Source organism: Enterobacter sp. Li2LvB3 (assembly GCF_056156645.1).
Genome location: NZ_JBSICG010000001.1, coordinates 255,349 through 271,909, shown reverse-complemented (window position 1 = coordinate 271,909; position 16,561 = coordinate 255,349). Strand labels below are relative to the sequence as shown.

16 protein-coding genes are annotated in these 16,561 nt (G+C 53.3%); 8 read left to right on the top strand and 8 right to left on the bottom strand.

The window, feature by feature from the left end:
- Positions 1-40 precede the first annotated feature (40 nt).
- The gene (rsmF, locus tag ACS603_RS01305; protein WP_474943620.1) at positions 41-1,483 is read left to right on the top strand and encodes a 16S rRNA (cytosine(1407)-C(5))-methyltransferase RsmF; all 1,443 of its coding nucleotides are present in this window, start codon (positions 41-43) and stop codon (positions 1,481-1,483) included.
- A 105-nt stretch (positions 1,484-1,588) separates the two neighbouring features.
- Positions 1,589-1,828 carry a YebV family protein gene (locus ACS603_RS01300; protein WP_014070670.1) on the top strand — a complete coding sequence of 80 codons (240 nt, stop codon included), beginning with the start codon at positions 1,589-1,591 and terminating at the stop codon, positions 1,826-1,828.
- A 38-nt stretch (positions 1,829-1,866) separates the two neighbouring features.
- Here the strand turns inward: ACS603_RS01300 and pphA are convergent, their stop codons facing one another.
- On the bottom strand, positions 1,867-2,511 hold the full coding sequence (pphA, locus tag ACS603_RS01295; RefSeq protein WP_474943619.1) for a protein-serine/threonine phosphatase: 645 nt from the start codon (positions 2,509-2,511) through the stop codon (positions 1,867-1,869).
- Positions 2,512-2,689: 178 nt separating this feature from the next.
- On the opposite strand from pphA, the gene ACS603_RS01290 reads away from it, so the two are divergent.
- The gene (locus ACS603_RS01290) at positions 2,690-3,631 is read left to right on the top strand and encodes a VirK/YbjX family protein (RefSeq protein ID WP_182061483.1); all 942 of its coding nucleotides are present in this window, start codon (positions 2,690-2,692) and stop codon (positions 3,629-3,631) included.
- A 528-nt stretch (positions 3,632-4,159) separates the two neighbouring features.
- Here ACS603_RS01290 and ACS603_RS01285 read toward each other — a convergent pair.
- From ACS603_RS01285 to yobA, 3 genes are read right to left on the bottom strand one after another with little or no spacing between them, the layout of a single operon-like run.
- The gene (locus tag ACS603_RS01285) at positions 4,160-4,498 is read right to left on the bottom strand and encodes a YebY family protein (RefSeq protein WP_446493407.1); all 339 of its coding nucleotides are present in this window, start codon (positions 4,496-4,498) and stop codon (positions 4,160-4,162) included.
- 14 nt (positions 4,499-4,512) lie between these two features.
- Positions 4,513-5,382 (bottom strand): copper homeostasis membrane protein CopD, encoded by an 870-nt coding sequence (gene copD, locus ACS603_RS01280; protein WP_474943618.1) that lies wholly within the window; start codon positions 5,380-5,382, stop codon positions 4,513-4,515.
- Position 5,383: 1 nt separating this feature from the next.
- The gene (gene yobA, locus ACS603_RS01275) at positions 5,384-5,758 is read right to left on the bottom strand and encodes a CopC domain-containing protein YobA (protein ID WP_182061486.1); all 375 of its coding nucleotides are present in this window, start codon (positions 5,756-5,758) and stop codon (positions 5,384-5,386) included.
- A 138-nt stretch (positions 5,759-5,896) separates the two neighbouring features.
- On the opposite strand from yobA, the gene ACS603_RS01270 reads away from it, so the two are divergent.
- The 3 genes from ACS603_RS01270 to exoX all read left to right on the top strand — a co-directional run bounded on the left by ACS603_RS01270 (position 5,897) and on the right by exoX (position 7,574).
- Positions 5,897-6,127, top strand: coding sequence for a DNA polymerase III subunit theta (locus ACS603_RS01270; protein ID WP_182061487.1), 231 nt, complete (start codon positions 5,897-5,899; stop codon positions 6,125-6,127).
- 109 nt (positions 6,128-6,236) lie between these two features.
- Positions 6,237-6,887, top strand: a complete 651-nt coding sequence (locus tag ACS603_RS01265) for a nitrilase-related carbon-nitrogen hydrolase (RefSeq protein ID WP_315686055.1) — start codon at positions 6,237-6,239, stop codon at positions 6,885-6,887.
- Positions 6,888-6,911: 24 nt separating this feature from the next.
- Positions 6,912-7,574, top strand: a complete 663-nt coding sequence (gene exoX / locus ACS603_RS01260) for an exodeoxyribonuclease X (RefSeq protein WP_182061489.1) — start codon at positions 6,912-6,914, stop codon at positions 7,572-7,574.
- Here exoX and ptrB read toward each other — a convergent pair.
- Positions 7,571-9,631, bottom strand: coding sequence for an oligopeptidase B (ptrB, locus tag ACS603_RS01255; RefSeq protein ID WP_474943617.1), 2,061 nt, complete (start codon positions 9,629-9,631; stop codon positions 7,571-7,573). The genes exoX and ptrB overlap by 4 nt on opposite strands.
- A 198-nt stretch (positions 9,632-9,829) precedes the next feature.
- Here ptrB and purT point away from each other — a divergent pair, with 198 nt between their 5' ends.
- Positions 9,830-11,008: a formate-dependent phosphoribosylglycinamide formyltransferase gene (gene purT, locus ACS603_RS01250; protein WP_182061491.1), complete on the top strand. Its 1,179-nt coding sequence runs from the start codon at positions 9,830-9,832 to the stop codon at positions 11,006-11,008.
- Between the two features lie 59 nt (positions 11,009-11,067).
- Here the strand turns inward: purT and kdgA are convergent, their stop codons facing one another.
- From kdgA to zwf, 3 genes are all read right to left on the bottom strand, one after another.
- Positions 11,068-11,709 (bottom strand): bifunctional 4-hydroxy-2-oxoglutarate aldolase/2-dehydro-3-deoxy-phosphogluconate aldolase, encoded by a 642-nt coding sequence (gene kdgA, locus ACS603_RS01245; RefSeq protein ID WP_014070680.1) that lies wholly within the window; start codon positions 11,707-11,709, stop codon positions 11,068-11,070.
- Between the two features lie 37 nt (positions 11,710-11,746).
- On the bottom strand, positions 11,747-13,558 hold the full coding sequence (gene edd, locus ACS603_RS01240; RefSeq protein ID WP_474943616.1) for a phosphogluconate dehydratase: 1,812 nt from the start codon (positions 13,556-13,558) through the stop codon (positions 11,747-11,749).
- A gap of 234 nt (positions 13,559-13,792) precedes the next feature.
- Entirely contained in the window at positions 13,793-15,268 is a 1,476-nt protein-coding gene (gene zwf / locus ACS603_RS01235) for a glucose-6-phosphate dehydrogenase (RefSeq protein WP_182061493.1), read from the bottom strand.
- Positions 15,269-15,624: 356 nt separating this feature from the next.
- On the opposite strand from zwf, the gene ACS603_RS01230 reads away from it, so the two are divergent.
- Entirely contained in the window at positions 15,625-16,494 is an 870-nt protein-coding gene (locus ACS603_RS01230) for a MurR/RpiR family transcriptional regulator (protein ID WP_041162241.1), read from the top strand.
- The last annotated feature ends 67 nt before the right edge of the window (positions 16,495-16,561 follow it).

Genomic DNA, 16,561 nt, shown 5'->3' with positions numbered 1-16,561 from the left:
TGTTACACTGCGCACCTGAATTATTCCCTGTGGTGTGCCCGTGGCTCAAAACTCCGTATTTCTTCCTGAACAATTCCTGGCGCAAATGCGCGAGGCGCTTCCTTCTCATCTTTCGTTTGACGATTTTATTGCGGCCTGCCAGCGTCCGTTACGCCGCAGCATCCGCGTCAATACGTTGAAAATCAGCGTGACCGATTTTTTGACGCTGGTGTCGCCCTACAACTGGCAGCTGACGCCCGTCCCCTGGTGTGAAGAAGGTTTTTGGATTGAGCGTGATGACGAAGAAGCCCTGCCGCTGGGCAGCACCGCCGAACACCTGAGCGGGCTGTTTTATATTCAGGAAGCCAGCTCAATGCTGCCGGTTGCTGCGTTGTTCGCCGACGGCAATACGCCGGACCGGGTTATGGATGTCGCCGCCGCGCCCGGTTCAAAAACCACACAGATTGCCGCACGCATGGGTAACCATGGGGCAATACTCGCGAACGAATTCTCCGCCAGTCGCGTTAAGGTACTGCACGCCAATATTAGCCGCTGCGGAATCCACAACGTTGCCCTTACGCACTTTGATGGCCGCGTGTTTGGCGCGGCATTACCTGAAGCTTTCGATGCCATTTTGCTGGATGCGCCCTGCTCAGGTGAAGGTGTGGTACGTAAAGATCCCGATGCTCTTAAGAACTGGTCCGTTGAAAGTAATCTGGATATCGCCGCCACGCAGCGTGAACTTATCGACAGCGCATTCCATGCATTGCGCCCCGGCGGCACGCTGGTCTACTCCACTTGCACATTAAACCGCGACGAGAACGAAGACGTCTGCCTGTGGCTCAAGGCGCAATACCCGGATGCTGTCGAATTTCTGCCGCTTGGCGAGCTGTTTTCTTCGGCAAAAGAGGCACTGACGCCTGAAGGCTTCCTGCATGTTTTCCCGCAGATTTACGACTGCGAAGGGTTCTTCGTCGCCCGACTGCGTAAAATCTGCGCAATCGCACCACTGCCCGCCCCGAAATTCAAAGTCGGTAATTTCCCCTTCACGCCGTTAAAAGGACGTGAAGCGGCACAGACCGAAGAGGCTGCACGTAAGGCCGGGATTTCCTGGGATGAGAGCCTGCGCCTCTGGATGCGTGACAAAGAGATTTGGCTTTTCCCGGTCAATATTGAGCCGCTGATCGGCAAAGTTCGTTTTTCGCGCATTGGTATTCGCCTCGCAGAGGTGCATAACAAAGGGTATCGCTGGCAACATGAAGCGGTCATTGCGCTTGCCGGTGAGGCAAATACCTTCGCCCTGACTCATCAGGAAGCCGAAGAGTGGTATCGCGGCCGGGATGTTTACCCTGAAAATACGCCTGCGTCTGACGAAGTGGTCGTCACCCATCAGGGATACCCGATAGGGCTGGCGAAGAAGGTGGGCTCGCGCCTGAAAAACAGCTACCCGCGTGAACTGGTGCGCGATGGCCGCCTGTTTACCGGTAATGATCGCACCGCCTGAAAAAAGCGCACTTTTTTACTGGCGATTTTGCTCCCCCTGGCTACTCTAAAATCTGGGTGACCTACTGGTCATACCAGATTTTTAGCTTAAACCCCGGAGAGCATTATGACGAAAACCAGCGTGCGTATTGGCGCTTTTGAAATCGACGATGCAGAATTGCGCGGCGAAACACAAGGCGACCGAACGTTAAGTATTCCCTGCAAATCCGACCCGGATTTATGTATGCAATTGGATGCCTGGGATGCCGATATCAGCATTCCTGCCATTCTTGATGGCGAACACTCTGTTCTTTACCGTGAGCACTACGATCGTAATTCCGATGCCTGGGTCATGCGGCTTGTCTGACCTAAAGAGAACCCGCCCGAAGGCGGGTTATTTATGCGTTACTGTAGCTGCGCCAGTGTAAAATACCCGTCAAAGACTGCGCCGGTATCGATATAGTGCAGGTTATTAAAATCATAGCGTTTATCGAGGGGCGTATGCCCAAACCAGAAGTGATCCGCGCCGCTAATCCCCTGCCCTTTACCCGCCATAAAACCCATTAAGCGGTTACGGTCCCATAAGACCCGCTGCGCGCTAACGGGCTTGTTCCAGGCATACTCCTCTGATGGATAATCTGCATGAGCAATCACATTGAGGCCGTTTGTACAGGTGATTTCAATAATAAGTGGTAACGTTCGACACTCCTCAAGCAACGCCAGGGCTCGTTTTTGCTGCCCGCTCTCAAGCCTGGCAAACCATATGCCGCCATTTATCGTCCAGAGTGCGAAATCATTATCCTGAAGGCTGTCCAGGGCCATTTGCTCATGATTACCCCGAACCGCACGAAACCACTTTTCATGCATCAGTGCGAGGCAACTAACACTGTCTGGCCCACGGTCGATGAGATCCCCAACCGAGATAAGCAGATCCTCATAAGGATTAAAATGCCGGCGTTTGAGTTCGTCCATAAGCCATTGATAGCAGCCATGTATATCGCTGACCACCCAGACATGACGCCACTGTGAACCATCGATTCGTTGATACATAATCCCTCCTCAAAGGAGTATAGCCGCAACGTAAAAGACCATACGGAGCCGCTCTGTGATGCACCTTTTCATAATGCTAAACAAACAGTAAACTAAGGATAAATAAATCTCTCACCAGTATTAATTCACTTTTGCATGCCCCCTAAAATATGCAATGCATAAAATCTGAGGTTCTCACGTGTCAAATTCGCGCCTGCAAAACGATGTAGCACATTCTCATCGCGCAACTATTATTTCCGATCTGGTGAAAGGTAAACTCGTCCCAGGCCCAATCTGGCAAAAACGCGAGTATCGAATGAAATTTCTTCTTCGCTCGCTGCTGTTCTGGTCTTCAACTCACCGAATGCTGGAAGCACTGTCTCGCCGTGACGATTTTGATCAGCTTCTGGCCTCGCAAATCACCTTGCCGAGCAAAACTCACCGCCAGTATCTGATGCGCGGCATGAATGCCAACGATCGTGCCGAAGCCATCGTCAGCCACTATGAGTGGATCGATTCCCTGAAAGACGCCAGTCTGGTCAAGGCGTTAACGGGCCCGCAGGAACAGTCGATTGTTGAGTTTCATGCGAAAGAAGGCGTCAGCTATAACGTCAACGCCATGAATGCCAGCAAAGCTGAACGTGAAGGTGAATGTACGTTGTGGCTGCGTGATAACGAAAATACCTTGCTGGCGAGCCTGACGTTCTGTGTCGCCCGAGAAAACGGCCAGCCGGTGCTGGTGATCGGCGGTCTGCAAGGCCCGCGCCGCAGCGTGTCTCGTGATGTGATTAAGCAAGCCACCCGCGCCTGCCATGGCCTGTTCCCGAAACGCGTGCTGATGGAAGTGCTGTTCCAGCTGGCAACGCTTTCTGGCATCAAAGCCATTTACGCCGTCAGCGACGAAGGCCACATCTTCCGCGCGTTGCGTTACCGTCTGAGCAAAGGCCGCCATTTCCACGCCAGCTACGATGAGTTCTGGGAGTCTATTGACGGCAAAAAACTGTCTACCTTCCGCTGGCAGTTACCTTTGCAGATGGAACGTAAATCTCTGGAAGAGATTGCCAGTAAAAAACGTGCTGAATACCGCCGTCGTTTTGAACTGCTCGACGAAATTGAAGCGTCAGTAAAATCACGCTTTTAAGCCCGGTTTACGTTATGCCGCTTTCGGGCGGCATTTTTATATTGCCCTCGCCCACATCTACGGTTTGACCAGCCTCAATATCCTTGTTTTTCTTTAGTAATGTCCTTCAGACCTTAAAAACACAATCACCGAATCGCTCAAACACGAAAACGTAATAATGACAAAAAATACCTGGACGAACGCGGTGCTGAGTATGTTATGGTTTAGAAAGGATATGGAAAATTCGAGAAATTTTCGGGTGGTTTCGGGTTAACACCGACAAGCACTGTGAAAAAACAAGCACATAAAAAGAGACCGAATACGATTCCTGTATTCGGTCCAGGGAAATGGCTCTTGGGAGAGAGCCGTGCGCTAAAAGTTGGCATTAATGCAGGCTAAAATCGCCTTGCCTTTTAAGAATAGATGAGAGCGCCAGGTTTTCCAGTCCACGGTAAAAGTGGCCTGAAAAAAAGCGTATCAACATCATAAAACTGAAAAACCGCAGTGCTCTCGCAAGCGCCTGCGGTTTTTTTATTGGAAACCAGAGTACTAGCAGAGCTTGTCGGCTCGCTCGATAAACGGAGCCAGGCTCATTTTGTGGCCCGGATTTGCTGGATCGTCAATCTGGATCACGCTGATAGGTTTCCCGCTGCTTTTTCCGCTGGCGACCTGCTGCTCCGCAATATCATTGAGCGGGTATTGCACCAGGGTGCTTGGATTAATGGCATACAGGGCATGACCAGGGCGACAGGTCAGCATCACCTCTTCACGATCGAACGCCCATTTCTCTTTGCCCACTTCAAAACGGCTAACCGTGATCACCTGCTGCGCCGCCAGTACATTTGTGGCGCTGGCCAGCAGTAAGAGCGAAAGTAGTGTCTTTTTCATATGTTTTAACCTTCTCAGAAGGGCTCCCAGGTGGCAAAAAGGCTGACAGTTGCCAGCACCAGCGCACCCAGCACAACCTCTGCCTGTGTCATCCTGATAAAAATCTGTTGTTCTCGTCCGGCATCCGGTCGAAATCGTGGAACCAGAAAATACCGATTCGTCAGCGCAATTACCACCATCATTGCCACCAGCGCACATTTGAACAACAAAAGTTGCCCGTAGTGCATCTGCCAGGGGGCATTAAACCCGAGGATAAACAGCGCATTGATTACCCCGGTAACAATAACCCCCGCCACCGCATAATGCCCCACGCGGGAAAAACGCATCATGGTGTAGATGGCGGCAACGTGCCAACGACCTTTCGCCAGTTGCATACAAAACAGCAATGGCAGCAATCCGCCGAGCCAGGTTGCAGCACACAGCAGGTGCACTGCATGATTCACGCGCTGCACGCCTCCGGCAATGCCTTCATTCATTGCTGCATGGCCGACGCCCGCCAGCAGAAAAAATTGCCCCATCGCCAGCAAAAGTAATCGCGCCCCTTTCTGCGGCGCAATCCAGGCGGATGCGGTGGTGATTAATGCCAGAATTATCTGCCACACCCAGACGCTGCCATATTGCGTGGAGGCCACCGTACTCCAGATTTCCGGGCGCAACACATCACTCCAGCCATTCCCCATCAACCCACCCTGAAGGCCAAACATCAGGAGGGCAGACAGCAGGCTGACTATTACCATGGCTTTTTGCTGTTGCTGAAAACGCCGCGTCATCAGTCTGTGCAGCGAAAAAGGCGCGAGCCATGCGCTGTACAACGCATTGCCAAAAATCAGCATCAGCGCGCCGAAGTGGATAAAACGCAGCACCACGTAGCTTAACGCCAGCATGTTATTTCACGCTGAAACGATAGCTGCCTTTGGTTTTGTGGCCATCCACAGAAACCACATGCCATTCGACGAGATACGTCCCCGTCGCCAGTGTTTGATCTAACGGCACAATTAGCTGCGTTTTGTCTTTCTCGTCACGCTTAACCGCGCCCGTTTTGACCGTTTGCTGCTGCTCCCCCGTTACGGTCACTCCGCTAAAGGCAGGTTCAATGCCTTCTGAAAAATGCAGTGTTAATGCCTGTGGCGCCGTTGCGACCACTGCGTCTGCCGCCGGGGTTTGCTGTTTAAGATGCGCGTGCGCCAGTACAGAAGGTGTTACCACCGAAGCAATCAGAAAGGTTAACGCGCAAACCGCGCGGGTCGAGGAAAAAACCATCGCAATCATTCCTTTTTGTTATGTCTACATGACAGAGGATAACTCTGTATAATAAACGAGTCGAGGATCATCCTGCGCCTGCTTGTCAACGCCGTGCAATCGCGGTAACGTTGCCGCCGCAAAAAAAAGGAGAAGGAAATGAAGATCAATCTGGCCGCCCTTCCTCAGGACGAGATGGACAAAGTCAATGTCGATCTCGCTGCCGCTGGCGTGGTATTTAAAGAGCGTTACAACATGCCTGTCGTGGCCGAAGTTGTCGAACGTGAACAGCCTGCGCACCTGCGCGACTGGTTCCGCGAACGCCTTATTGCCCACCGTCTTGCCTCAGTTAATCTTTCGCGTTTACCCTACGAACCTAAAGTTAAGTAACCTTAACGACGTGTTACATTTCCTTACAGGGATTGTGGCAGGATAAGAAAACCCTGATGTTATAAGGTGTATTCTTAAATTCTGCGACTCTGTGTATAAGGATGTCACGATGTCACGATGGAATATTGCTGCCGCCCAGTATGCCCCCCAGCATCACTGCGTGGACGCGCACGTCGAGCACCATTTACGGTTCATTGCCGAAGCCGCACGACAGCAGTGCGATTTACTGGTATTCCCAGAGCTTTCGTTAACCGGCCCCGGTGATGAGGATTTGCCTGCGCCCCCCAGCGATCGCCAGCTAGAACCTCTGCTGCGCGCAGCCCAGATTTACCGTATTACCGTTATCGCCGGGATCACGCTGGAAAACCAGGGTCAGCGCCAGAAAGGATTGGCCCTGTTTAGCCCGTGTTGCGATACCTCTCTGCGCTATCCGCAAGGCAGTGGCGCATGTATTACCCGCGATGATACGCAACTCACCATAATAGATACCCACTCCGACACGCCGAATCTCGACCCAATGGCCGCCTTATTGACCAGCAGTCAGGATGTGGGCGACCATCGCTGGCGTCAGTCTATTAGTACGTTACAGCGGTTTTCCCACAAATATTCGATTGCCGTGTTGATGGCGAATGCCCGCAACGGCAGCGCGCTGTGGGATGAAAAAGGACAACTCATCGTCCGGGCCGATAAAGGTGAACTGTTATTGACAGGTTCCCGGGACAGACAGGGTTGGCAAGGCGATATCATTCCTTTAGGCTAAGCGTTTTAGGGTCAGGAGCGATCAATGCTGCGCGTAATCGATACCGAAACTTGCGATCTTCAGGGCGGAATTGTGGAAGTTGCCTCTGTGGACGTGGTTGACGGTAAAATAGTCAATCCCATGAGTCACCTGGTGCGTCCCGATCGTCCAATAAGCCCGCAGGCGATGGCCATTCACCGCATTACGGAGTCGATGGTGGCGGATAAGCCCTGGATTGAAGAGGTCATCCCTCACTACTACGGCAGCATGTGGTACGTGGCGCATAACGCCAGCTTTGACCGCCGCGTCTTGCCGGAAATGCCCGGCGAGTGGATCTGTACCATGAAGCTGGCCCGCCGCTTATGGCCGGGGATCAAATACAGCAATATGGCGCTCTACAAATCGCGCAAGCTGAGCGTGAGAACCCCGGAAGGGCTTCACCATCACCGTGCGCTGTATGATTGCTATATCACCGCTGCACTGCTCATCGATATTATGAATACCTCTGGCTGGACGCCAGATGATATGGCAAACATAACCGGACGCCCGGCATTGCTGACAACGTTTACGTTCGGCAAATATCGCGGAAAAGCGGTGTCCGAAATAGCCGACAAAGATCCGGGCTATCTGCGCTGGCTGTACAACAACCTCGACAGAATGAGCCCGGAGCTTCGTTTAACCCTCCGGCACTACCTGGGCGAATCTTAATGCCCGGCACGGCCTGGCAGCGTATCCTGCGCCAGGCCAATCAAAAAGGCATACTCCAGCGCCACCCCTTCGTAGGATTTAAAACGCCCCGATTTCCCGCCGTGGCCGGAATCCATGTCCGTGCAGAGCAACAACAGATTATCGTCGGTTTTTAACTCGCGCAGCTTAGCGACCCATTTTGCCGGCTCCCAGTATTGTACCTGCGAGTCATGTAATCCGGTGGTCACCAGCAGATGCGGATAGGCTTTGGCCTCTACGTTGTCGTAAGGGCTGTATTCTTTCATGTAGCGGTAATAGGCTTCGTCCTGCGGATTGCCCCACTCTTCAAACTCACCGGTGGTCAGCGGGATGGATTCATCCAGCATCGTGGTTAATACATCGACAAACGGCACCTGGGCGACGATACCTTTAAAACGCTCGGGCCGCGCATTTATCACTGCCCCCATCAGCATTCCACCGGCACTCCCCCCCATACCGAAACAGAGCCCCGGATCGCCATAGCCCTGCTCTATCAACGCATCACAGACATCAAGATAGTCATTGAAGGTGTTTTTCTTTCTGAGGAATTTCCCCTCTTCATACCAGTGATGTCCCAGCTCACTGCCGCCACGCACATGTGCTATCGCAAAAACGAAACCTCGATCGAGGAGGCTTAGCCTGCTGCTGCTAAAATCGGCATCCATGCTGGCGCCATACGAGCCGTAACCGTAGACCAGCAATGGATTTTTGCCCTTACGAAAATGTTCAGGTCGATACACCAGCGATACCGGCACTTCCGCGCCATCCCGGGCTTTCACCCACAGGTGTTCACTGCGATAATTCTCCGACTCAAAACCGGCAACCGCAGCCTGTTTCAGCACCTGCCGCTGCCCGGTGTCCATATCCAGCTCGAACAGCGTGTCAGGTGTGGTCATTGACGAGTAGCCATAGCGAAGGCGAGACGATTCCGGCTCAGGGTTGAAGCCAATCCACGTCACATAGGCCGGGTCATCAAAGGCAATCCCCACCACTTCCCGCGTTTTACGATTGATCTGCCGCAGGCTGGTCAGCCCACGCTGGCGCTCTTCCACCACCAGCCAGTCAGTGAACAGCGTAAATCCTTCCAGCATCACCTGTTCGCGGGCCGGAATTAACACCTCCCATTTCAGCTCTTCGCGCACTTTGGTTTTATAAAGGCCGAAGTTTTTACCCTCGCGATTTGAGCGCAGGTAAAAGCTGTGCTGGTAGTGATCCAGGCTGTACTCATGGTCTTTACGACGCGGCAGGAAGCACAAAGGCTGTGCGTCAGGAAGCTCCGCATCCAGCAGCAGTACTTCTGAGGTGGTCGCACTGGCAAGAGAGATGACGACATAATGACGGGATGTAGTTTTACTCAGGCTGACGTAAAAGGTTTCGTCTTTCTCTTCATACACCAGCTCATCCTGAACCGCAGATGTCCCAATGGTATGGCGCCAGATCTGATAAGGCAGCAATGTCACCGCATGTTTTTTAACGTAGTAGACCGTTTCGGAATCATTCGCCCAGACAAAATCCGGTGACACATTGTCGAGCATTTCGGGATACCAGTTCCCGCTTTCAAGATTACGAAAGCGCAGACCGTACTGCCGACGCGAAAGATAATCCTCGGCCAGCGCCATAATGGCGTTATCCGGCGAGATGGATATACCGCCCAGGGTATAAAATTCGCTGTGGGCAGCACGCTGATTGGCATCCAGCAGGATTTCCCAGTCGTCCCATTCTGCGCTCAGGGCAGACTGGCGTTGATACACCGGGTATTCGTTGCCGGGCTCGTAGATATGGCGATAGCGATAGCCATTTTTGGTCCAGGGCGCGGAGATATCGCGCTGCGGGATACGTTCCACCATTTCGGCTAATAGCCGGTCCTGAAGCGCCTGCTGGCTGGCCATAACCTTGCGGCCATAGTCATTTTCCTGGTGAAGATAGTCGAGAACCTCCGGGCGGGAACGTGAATCGTCCCGCAGCCAGTAATAGTTGTCTATGCGTGTATCGCCATGCGTGGTAATGGCGTGAGGCTCGCGTCGGGCTTTTGGTGACATGTTGTTTATTCGTTTTGGTTTTACACCTTATAAGGTTGGCAAAACACGCGCACGATGCAAGCGAAACATCGCCGTCAGCCCCGCAAGTTAGCCCTGAAATTCGAAAGCACAATTTCTTAAGCCCCTCATCGGGCCAGAGACAAGACAGACGCAAACGTTTTCGTTTATACTGCGCGCAACTTTTTCAGGGGGATTGTTATGATTCGTTTAGGAACTGCGCTGCGTCCGGCAGCCACCCGCGTAATGCTGCTGGGCTCGGGTGAACTGGGTAAAGAAGTCGCCATTGAGTGCCAGCGTTTAGGCGTGGAAGTGATTGCGGTCGACCGTTATGCCGATGCACCTGCCATGCATGTTGCCCATCGCTCACATGTGATAAATATGCTGGATGGCGATGCCCTGCGTGCGCTGATTGCACAAGAAAAACCGGATTTTGTGGTGCCCGAAATCGAAGCCATTGCCACCGATACGCTGATTGCGCTTGAGCAGGAAGGCCAGCGCGTTGTGCCTTGTGCGAAAGCGGCAAAGCTCACCATGAATCGCGAAGGCATTCGCCGCCTGGCGGCAGAAGAGCTGGCTCTGCCGACCTCCAGCTACCGTTTTGCCGACAGCAAAGAGGCCTTTATCAACGCTGTGGAAGAGATTGGCTACCCGTGCATCATTAAGCCAGTGATGAGCTCTTCCGGCAAAGGACAAAGCTTTATCCGCGACAGCACCACGCTGGACAAGGCCTGGGATTACGCGCAACAAGGTGGCCGTGCAGGCGCCGGACGCGTGATTGTTGAAGGCGTGGTGAAGTTTGATTTCGAGATCACCCTTCTGACCGTCAGCGCTGTGGACGGTGTGCATTTCTGCGAAGCAATCGGCCATCGTCAGGAAGATGGCGATTATCGTGAATCCTGGCAGCCTCAACAGATGAGCGCACTGGCGCTGGAGCGTGCGCAGGATATCGCCCGCAAAGTGGTTCTGGCCCTGGGCGGTTATGGTCTGTTTGGCGTTGAGCTGTTTGTCTGTGGCGACGATGTGGTGTTCAGCGAAGTCTCCCCTCGTCCGCACGATACCGGGATGGTGACGTTAATTTCACAGGATCTCTCAGAGTTTGCCCTGCACGTCCGCGCATTCCTTGGCCTGCCAGTTGGCGGCATTCGTCAGTACGGCCCGGCAGCATCGGCGGTGATCCTGCCGCAATTGACCAGTCAGAACGTGACGTTTGATAACGTCAACGGTGCCGTTGGCGCAGGGTTGCAGGTACGTCTGTTTGGTAAGCCGGAAATCGACGGCACGCGCCGTCTTGGCGTGGCGCTAGCCACCGGTGATAACGTGGACGATGCAGTGGCAAGAGCCAAAGTAGCCGCGGCGAATATTATCGTCGCAGGATAAAAAAACGGGCCAAAAGGCCCGTTTTTTATTTCGCAGGCCGGGTCACCCGGCAAGCAAACTTACTGTTTCGCGCCTTCAACCGCTTCGCGAGCCAGTTTGGTGATGCGATCCCAGTCACCCGCTTCCAGCGCATCCGCCGGAACCAGCCATGAACCACCGATGCACAGCACGCTTTTCAGCGCCAGGTAGTCACGGTAGTTCGCCGGTGAAATACCGCCAGTCGGGCAGAAACGAACCTGAGAGAATGGGCCAGCAATGGCCTGCAACGCTTTGGTGCCGCCGTTAGCTTCAGCCGGGAAGAATTTGAACTCTTTCAGACCGTAGTCCATGCCCAGCATCAGTTCAGAAACGGTGCTGATACCTGGGATCAAAGGAATGGTGCCTTCGGTAGCGGCTTTCAGCAGTGGCTCAGTCAGGCCAGGGCTGATAGCGAACTGCGCGCCTGCTTCTGTCACGTCAGCCAGCTGTTGTGGGTTCAGAACCGTGCCTGCACCGATAATTGCTTCCGGTACTTCTTTGGCGATCGCGCGGATCGCGTCCATTGCACAGGCAGTACGCAGGGTCACTTCCAGCACGCGAACGCCGCCAGCAACCAGCGCTTTTGCCATAGGTACGGCGTGTTCCAGCTTATTCACCACGATTACCGGCACGACAGGGCCAGTTTTCAGGATTGCTTCTGCACTTGTTTTCCAGTTTTTCATCAGAGTTTCTCTCGCCAGATCGATAATTCAGGTCGTCTTAAAACGTAATACAGGTCGCACCCTGTTCCGCGCCGGAGAGTTTCTCGCGCAGCGCACTGAACATTTCGCGTCCGGTTCCCACGCGCGATGCGCTCAGGTCAGGAATATGCGGTTTACGGGCAGCAAGTTCAGCCTCATCCACCAGCAGGGTTAACTCGCCTGTCTGGCCATTGACGCGAATCATATCGCCGTCACGGACTTTCGCCAGCAATCCACCATCGTACGCTTCAGGCGTCACGTGGATTGCTGAAGGCACTTTACCTGAAGCACCAGAGAGGCGTCCATCGGTAACCAACGCAATTTTGAAACGGCGGTCCAATAATACACCAAGTGGCGGCATAAGTTTATGTAATTCTGGCATCCCGTTCGCTTTTGGCCCCTGATGGCGCACGACCACCACGCAATCCCTGTCGAGAAGACCGGCATCGAAGGCAGGTAAAACATCGTGCTGGCTTTCAAATACCACAGCCGGAGCTTCGATAATCTGGTTCTCTTCCGGTACGGCAGAGGTTTTCATTACCGCGCGCCCCAGGTTGCCGCTCAGCACTTTTGTGCCACCGTGACGGGAGAACGGGGTATCGAAGGTTGCGATAACCTGTGCGTCCAGGGAGGCAGTAGCCCCATCACGCCAGTCCAGTTCACCATTGTTCAGCCACGGCTCCATGGTGTAACGCTGCAAGCCAAAGCCTGCCACCGTATTCACATCTTCATGTAGCAAGCCGCCTTTGAGCAGTTCACGCATCAGTACCGGTACGCCGCCAGCCGCCTGGAAGTGGTTAATGTCTGCCGGACCATTCGGGTACAGACGCGCCATCAGCGGCACAACGGCTGAGATGTCAGAGAAATCATCCCAGTTAATCAGAATGCCCGCCGCACGTGCCATCGCCACAAGGTGCATGGTGTGGTTGGTTGAGCCGCCGGTTGCCAGCAGGGCAACAATCCCGTTGACGATAACTTTCTCATCCACCATTTTGCCCATCGGCATCCACTCGTTACCGTTTCCGGTGAGGCGAGTAACCTGGCGGGCAGCGGCTTCGGTCAGCGCCTGACGCAGTGGCGCATCCGGCTGAATGAAGGATGAACCCGGAAGCTGCATACCCATAAATTCCACCACCATCTGATTGGTGTTGGCCGTACCGTAGAACGTACAGGTACCTGGTGCGTGGTAGGAGGCAGCTTCGGCTTCCAGCAGCGCCTGACGATCCGCTTTACCTTCGGCATACAGCTGACGGATACGCACTTTTTCTTTGTTTGGCAGGCCACTTGCCATCGGGCCTGACGGCACGAAAATCGCAGGCAGATGACCAAAGGAGAGCGCCGCCATCACCAGGCCCGGGACAATTTTGTCGCACACGCCCAGGTAAAGCGCGCCATCGAACATATTGTGCGATAGCCCTACAGCCGCAGACATGGCAATCACTTCACGGCTCAGCAGGGACAACTCCATCCCATCCTGGCCCTGGGTCACACCGTCGCACATGGCCGGTACGCCACCTGCAACCTGCCCCACCGCATTGACGCTGTGCAGCGCTTTACGAATGATATTCGGGTAGACCTCATACGGCTGGTGCGCCGAGAGCATATCGTTATAGGAGGTAATGATGGCGATATTGTTACGCAGCATGCTTTTCAGCGAGTCTTTGTCACCCGGCTGGCAGGCAGCAAAGCCGTGGGCCAGATTACCGCAGGCCAGCTGTGAACGATGTACGGTGTTGCTTTTGGCCTGTTCAACACGGGCGAGGTAGGCAGAACGCGTATCTTTCGAGCGCTCAATAATGCGTTGTGTTACGCGTAACAATGTCGGATTCATAAAAGCTCCTCTAATTTATCTGTCCGGGCTCGGGAGTTTACAAAGTCTCTGGCAGTTGTTAACAACGCTGAAACGCTTGCTGTCCGGAGCTCAGGGGCAAAATCGCTTCCGGCAGTGTAATAAAAAAAGCTCCGCGGGGAAATCCACGCGGAGCTTAAAAGATTAAAAATTGTGCCACTAACTGTGTTAGATCATGTTACCGGTAAAATAACACCTTCGGGCTAGAGGATTATCCTACTCAAACTCATTCCAGGAGCGGCCATCACGGGTGATCATCGCCACAGAGGCGACAGGTCCCCAGGTACCCGCCTGATACGGTTTTGGCGCGTCCTGATCGGCAGCCCAGGCTTCGGTAATAGAATCGACCCATTTCCACGCCTCTTCCACTTCATCGCGACGTACGAACAGCGCCTGAATACCACGCATGGTTTCCAGCAGCAGACGCTCGTAAGCATCCGCAAGGTGTGTTTGGTTGAAAGTCTCGGAGTAGCTCAGATCAAGCTTAGTGGTTTGCAGGTTGTGTTTGTGATCCAGACCTGGCACTTTGTTCAGGATCTGAATATCCACACCTTCGTCCGGTTGCAGACGGATGGTCAACTTGTTCTGCGGCAGCTCCTGCCAGGACTCTTTGAACAGGTTCAGCTCAGGGTTTTTAAAGTACACAACCACTTCGGAGCATTTGGCTGGCAGACGTTTACCGGTACGCAGGTAGAACGGAACACCCGCCCAGCGCCAGTCATCGATATCCACACGGATCGCCACAAAGGTCTCAGTGTTGCTGGCCTTGTTCGCGCCCTCTTCCTCCAGGTAGCCCGGCACTTTTTTACCCTGGGCAAAGCCTGCGGTGTACTGGCCGCGCACGGTTTTCTCACGCACATTTGAACGGTCAATGCGGCGCAGAGATTTCAGCACTTTCACTTTTGCATCGCGGATGCTGTCAGCCGTCAGGTCAGAAGGTGGAGACATGGCGATCATGCACAGAATTTGCAGCAGGTGGTTCTGGATCATGTCGCGCATCTGGCCGGCCTGGTCAAAGTAACCCCAGCGCCCTTCGATACCCACCTCTTCGGCCACGGTAATTTCCACGTGATCGATAGTACGGTTGTCCCAGTTGTTCACAAACAGGGAGTTCGCAAAACGCAGCGCCAGCAGGTTCAGTACCGTCTCTTTACCAAGATAGTGGTCGATACGGTAAACCTGGCACTCTTCAAAGAACTCGCCCACCTGATCGTTGATTTCGCGGGAGGTCGCAAGCGATGTACCCAGCGGTTTTTCCATCACGACGCGTGCAGGTTTGGCGTTCAGTTTCGCTTCGCCCAGGCCTTTGCAGATGGCGCCGAAGGTGCTTGGTGGCATCGCGAAATAGTTGATGGTGACGCGGTTTTTCTGGTCCAGCATCTCGCCCAGACGAGAAAACGCGCTAACGTCGTTCACGTCCAGGTTACAGAAATCGAGGCGTCCGCTCAGCGTATCCCACAAACTTTCATCGATTTTCTCTTTCATGAAAGTTTCGAGCGCTTCACGCACGACTTTGGTATAAGCGTCCTTGTCCCATTCGGCGCGCCCGACACCCAGGATACGGGTATCCGGATGAAGTTGGCCCGCTTTTTCCAGTTGATACAGGGAAGGCAGCAATTTCCGGCGTGCAAGATCGCCTTTCGCGCCGAAAATGACCAGGTCACATGCCTGGGCTGTTTGCGTTACCGCCATGTCATTCTCCTCAGTTGGATAACCTGGTACTTCTGCCAGGTATCGTTGTAATTTTATTACAATGCACTGTACTGCTTTTACGTCATTCCCGAAACCATTAGCGCTTATCGTCACGTGCGATACCGCGATTTTTCGCCCGTAAAACGCCTGTGGCACGGCAAAAACGCTGGATCCGTTGAATCTTTGTACTGCACGGTCACTGCAAAACCCGACAGCGATCAAGTAATGAAAAAAAACAACAACATTTCTTGTCGTACATTACCCTTTAAGGAAGCCTGAGGGGTAATATCGACTCAATCGAATCATGATTTCATCAATCAATGAAATCGTTTCCACCCATGAGCGCCTGGTTAACGATGAACATGCTGGAAAAAATCCAGTTTCAACTGGAACACCTTAGCAAATCCGAGCGAAAAGTGGCTGAAGTTATTCTCGCCTCCCCCGCTCAGGCGATTCATTCAAGCATCGCCGCTCTGGCACAGGAATCGGGCGTTAGCGAACCGACGGTTAACCGGTTCTGTCGAAGCCTTGAAACGCGTGGCTTCCCCGATTTTAAACTTCATCTGGCACAAAGTCTGGCAAACGGTACGCCGTATGTTAATCGCAATGTAGATGAAGACGACAGCGTTGATGCCTATACCGCGAAAATATTTGAATCCGCGATGGCAACGCTCGATCATGTCCGGCAGTCGCTGGATATGACATCGGTTAATCGCGCGGTCGATTTACTGACCCAGGCCAAGAAGATAGCCTTCTTCGGTCTGGGCTCGTCCGCAGCGGTTGCTCACGATGCCATGAACAAGTTCTTTCGCTTTAATGTCCCGGTCATTTATTCCGATGACATTGTGCTGCAACGCATGAGTTGTATGAATTGTAGCGAAGATGATGTGGTGGTTCTTATCTCGCATACCGGACGCACCAAAAGCCAGGTAGAACTTGCTCAGCTGGCGCGTGATAACGATGCTATGGTGATAGCGCTTACAACAGCAGGTACGCCGTTGGCACGAGAAGCGACTCTCGCCATCACTCTGGATGTGCCTGAAGACACCGACATGTATATGCCAATGGTGTCACGTCTTGCGCAACTCACTGTGATTGACGTACTGGCGACCGGTTTTACCTTACGTCGAGGGGCAAAATTCAGAGATAACTTGAAGCGGGTCAAGGAAGCGCTCAAGGAATCGCGTTTTGATAAAGAATTGCTCATAAAGAGCGATGTTCCCTAATAGTTAATAATGATGTTTTAACGATTCACGGCACTCGGTCAGTTCACTGTTGCCTTGCAGCAGGCAG

Excerpts from the sequence above, each read along its gene's own strand:
- ACS603_RS01300 (WP_014070670.1), top strand. The coding sequence starts at position 1,589 with ATGACGAAAACCAGCGTGCGTATTGGCGCTTTTGAAATCGACGATGCA.
- pphA (WP_474943619.1), bottom strand. The coding sequence starts at position 2,511 with ATGTATCAACGAATCGATGGTTCACAGTGGCGTCATGTCTGGGTGGTC.
- ACS603_RS01285 (WP_446493407.1), bottom strand. The coding sequence starts at position 4,498 with ATGAAAAAGACACTACTTTCGCTCTTACTGCTGGCCAGCGCCACAAAT.
- copD (WP_474943618.1), bottom strand. The coding sequence starts at position 5,382 with ATGCTGGCGTTAAGCTACGTGGTGCTGCGTTTTATCCACTTCGGCGCG.
- yobA (WP_182061486.1), bottom strand. The coding sequence starts at position 5,758 with ATGGTTTTTTCCTCGACCCGCGCGGTTTGCGCGTTAACCTTTCTGATT.
- ACS603_RS01270 (WP_182061487.1), top strand. The coding sequence starts at position 5,897 with ATGAAGATCAATCTGGCCGCCCTTCCTCAGGACGAGATGGACAAAGTC.
- ACS603_RS01265 (WP_315686055.1), top strand. The coding sequence starts at position 6,237 with ATGTCACGATGGAATATTGCTGCCGCCCAGTATGCCCCCCAGCATCAC.
- exoX (WP_182061489.1), top strand. The coding sequence starts at position 6,912 with ATGCTGCGCGTAATCGATACCGAAACTTGCGATCTTCAGGGCGGAATT.
- ptrB (WP_474943617.1), bottom strand. The coding sequence starts at position 9,631 with ATGTCACCAAAAGCCCGACGCGAGCCTCACGCCATTACCACGCATGGC.
- purT (WP_182061491.1), top strand. The coding sequence starts at position 9,830 with ATGATTCGTTTAGGAACTGCGCTGCGTCCGGCAGCCACCCGCGTAATG.
- kdgA (WP_014070680.1), bottom strand. The coding sequence starts at position 11,709 with ATGAAAAACTGGAAAACAAGTGCAGAAGCAATCCTGAAAACTGGCCCT.
- edd (WP_474943616.1), bottom strand. The coding sequence starts at position 13,558 with ATGAATCCGACATTGTTACGCGTAACACAACGCATTATTGAGCGCTCG.
- zwf (WP_182061493.1), bottom strand. The coding sequence starts at position 15,268 with ATGGCGGTAACGCAAACAGCCCAGGCATGTGACCTGGTCATTTTCGGC.
- ACS603_RS01230 (WP_041162241.1), top strand. The coding sequence starts at position 15,625 with ATGAACATGCTGGAAAAAATCCAGTTTCAACTGGAACACCTTAGCAAA.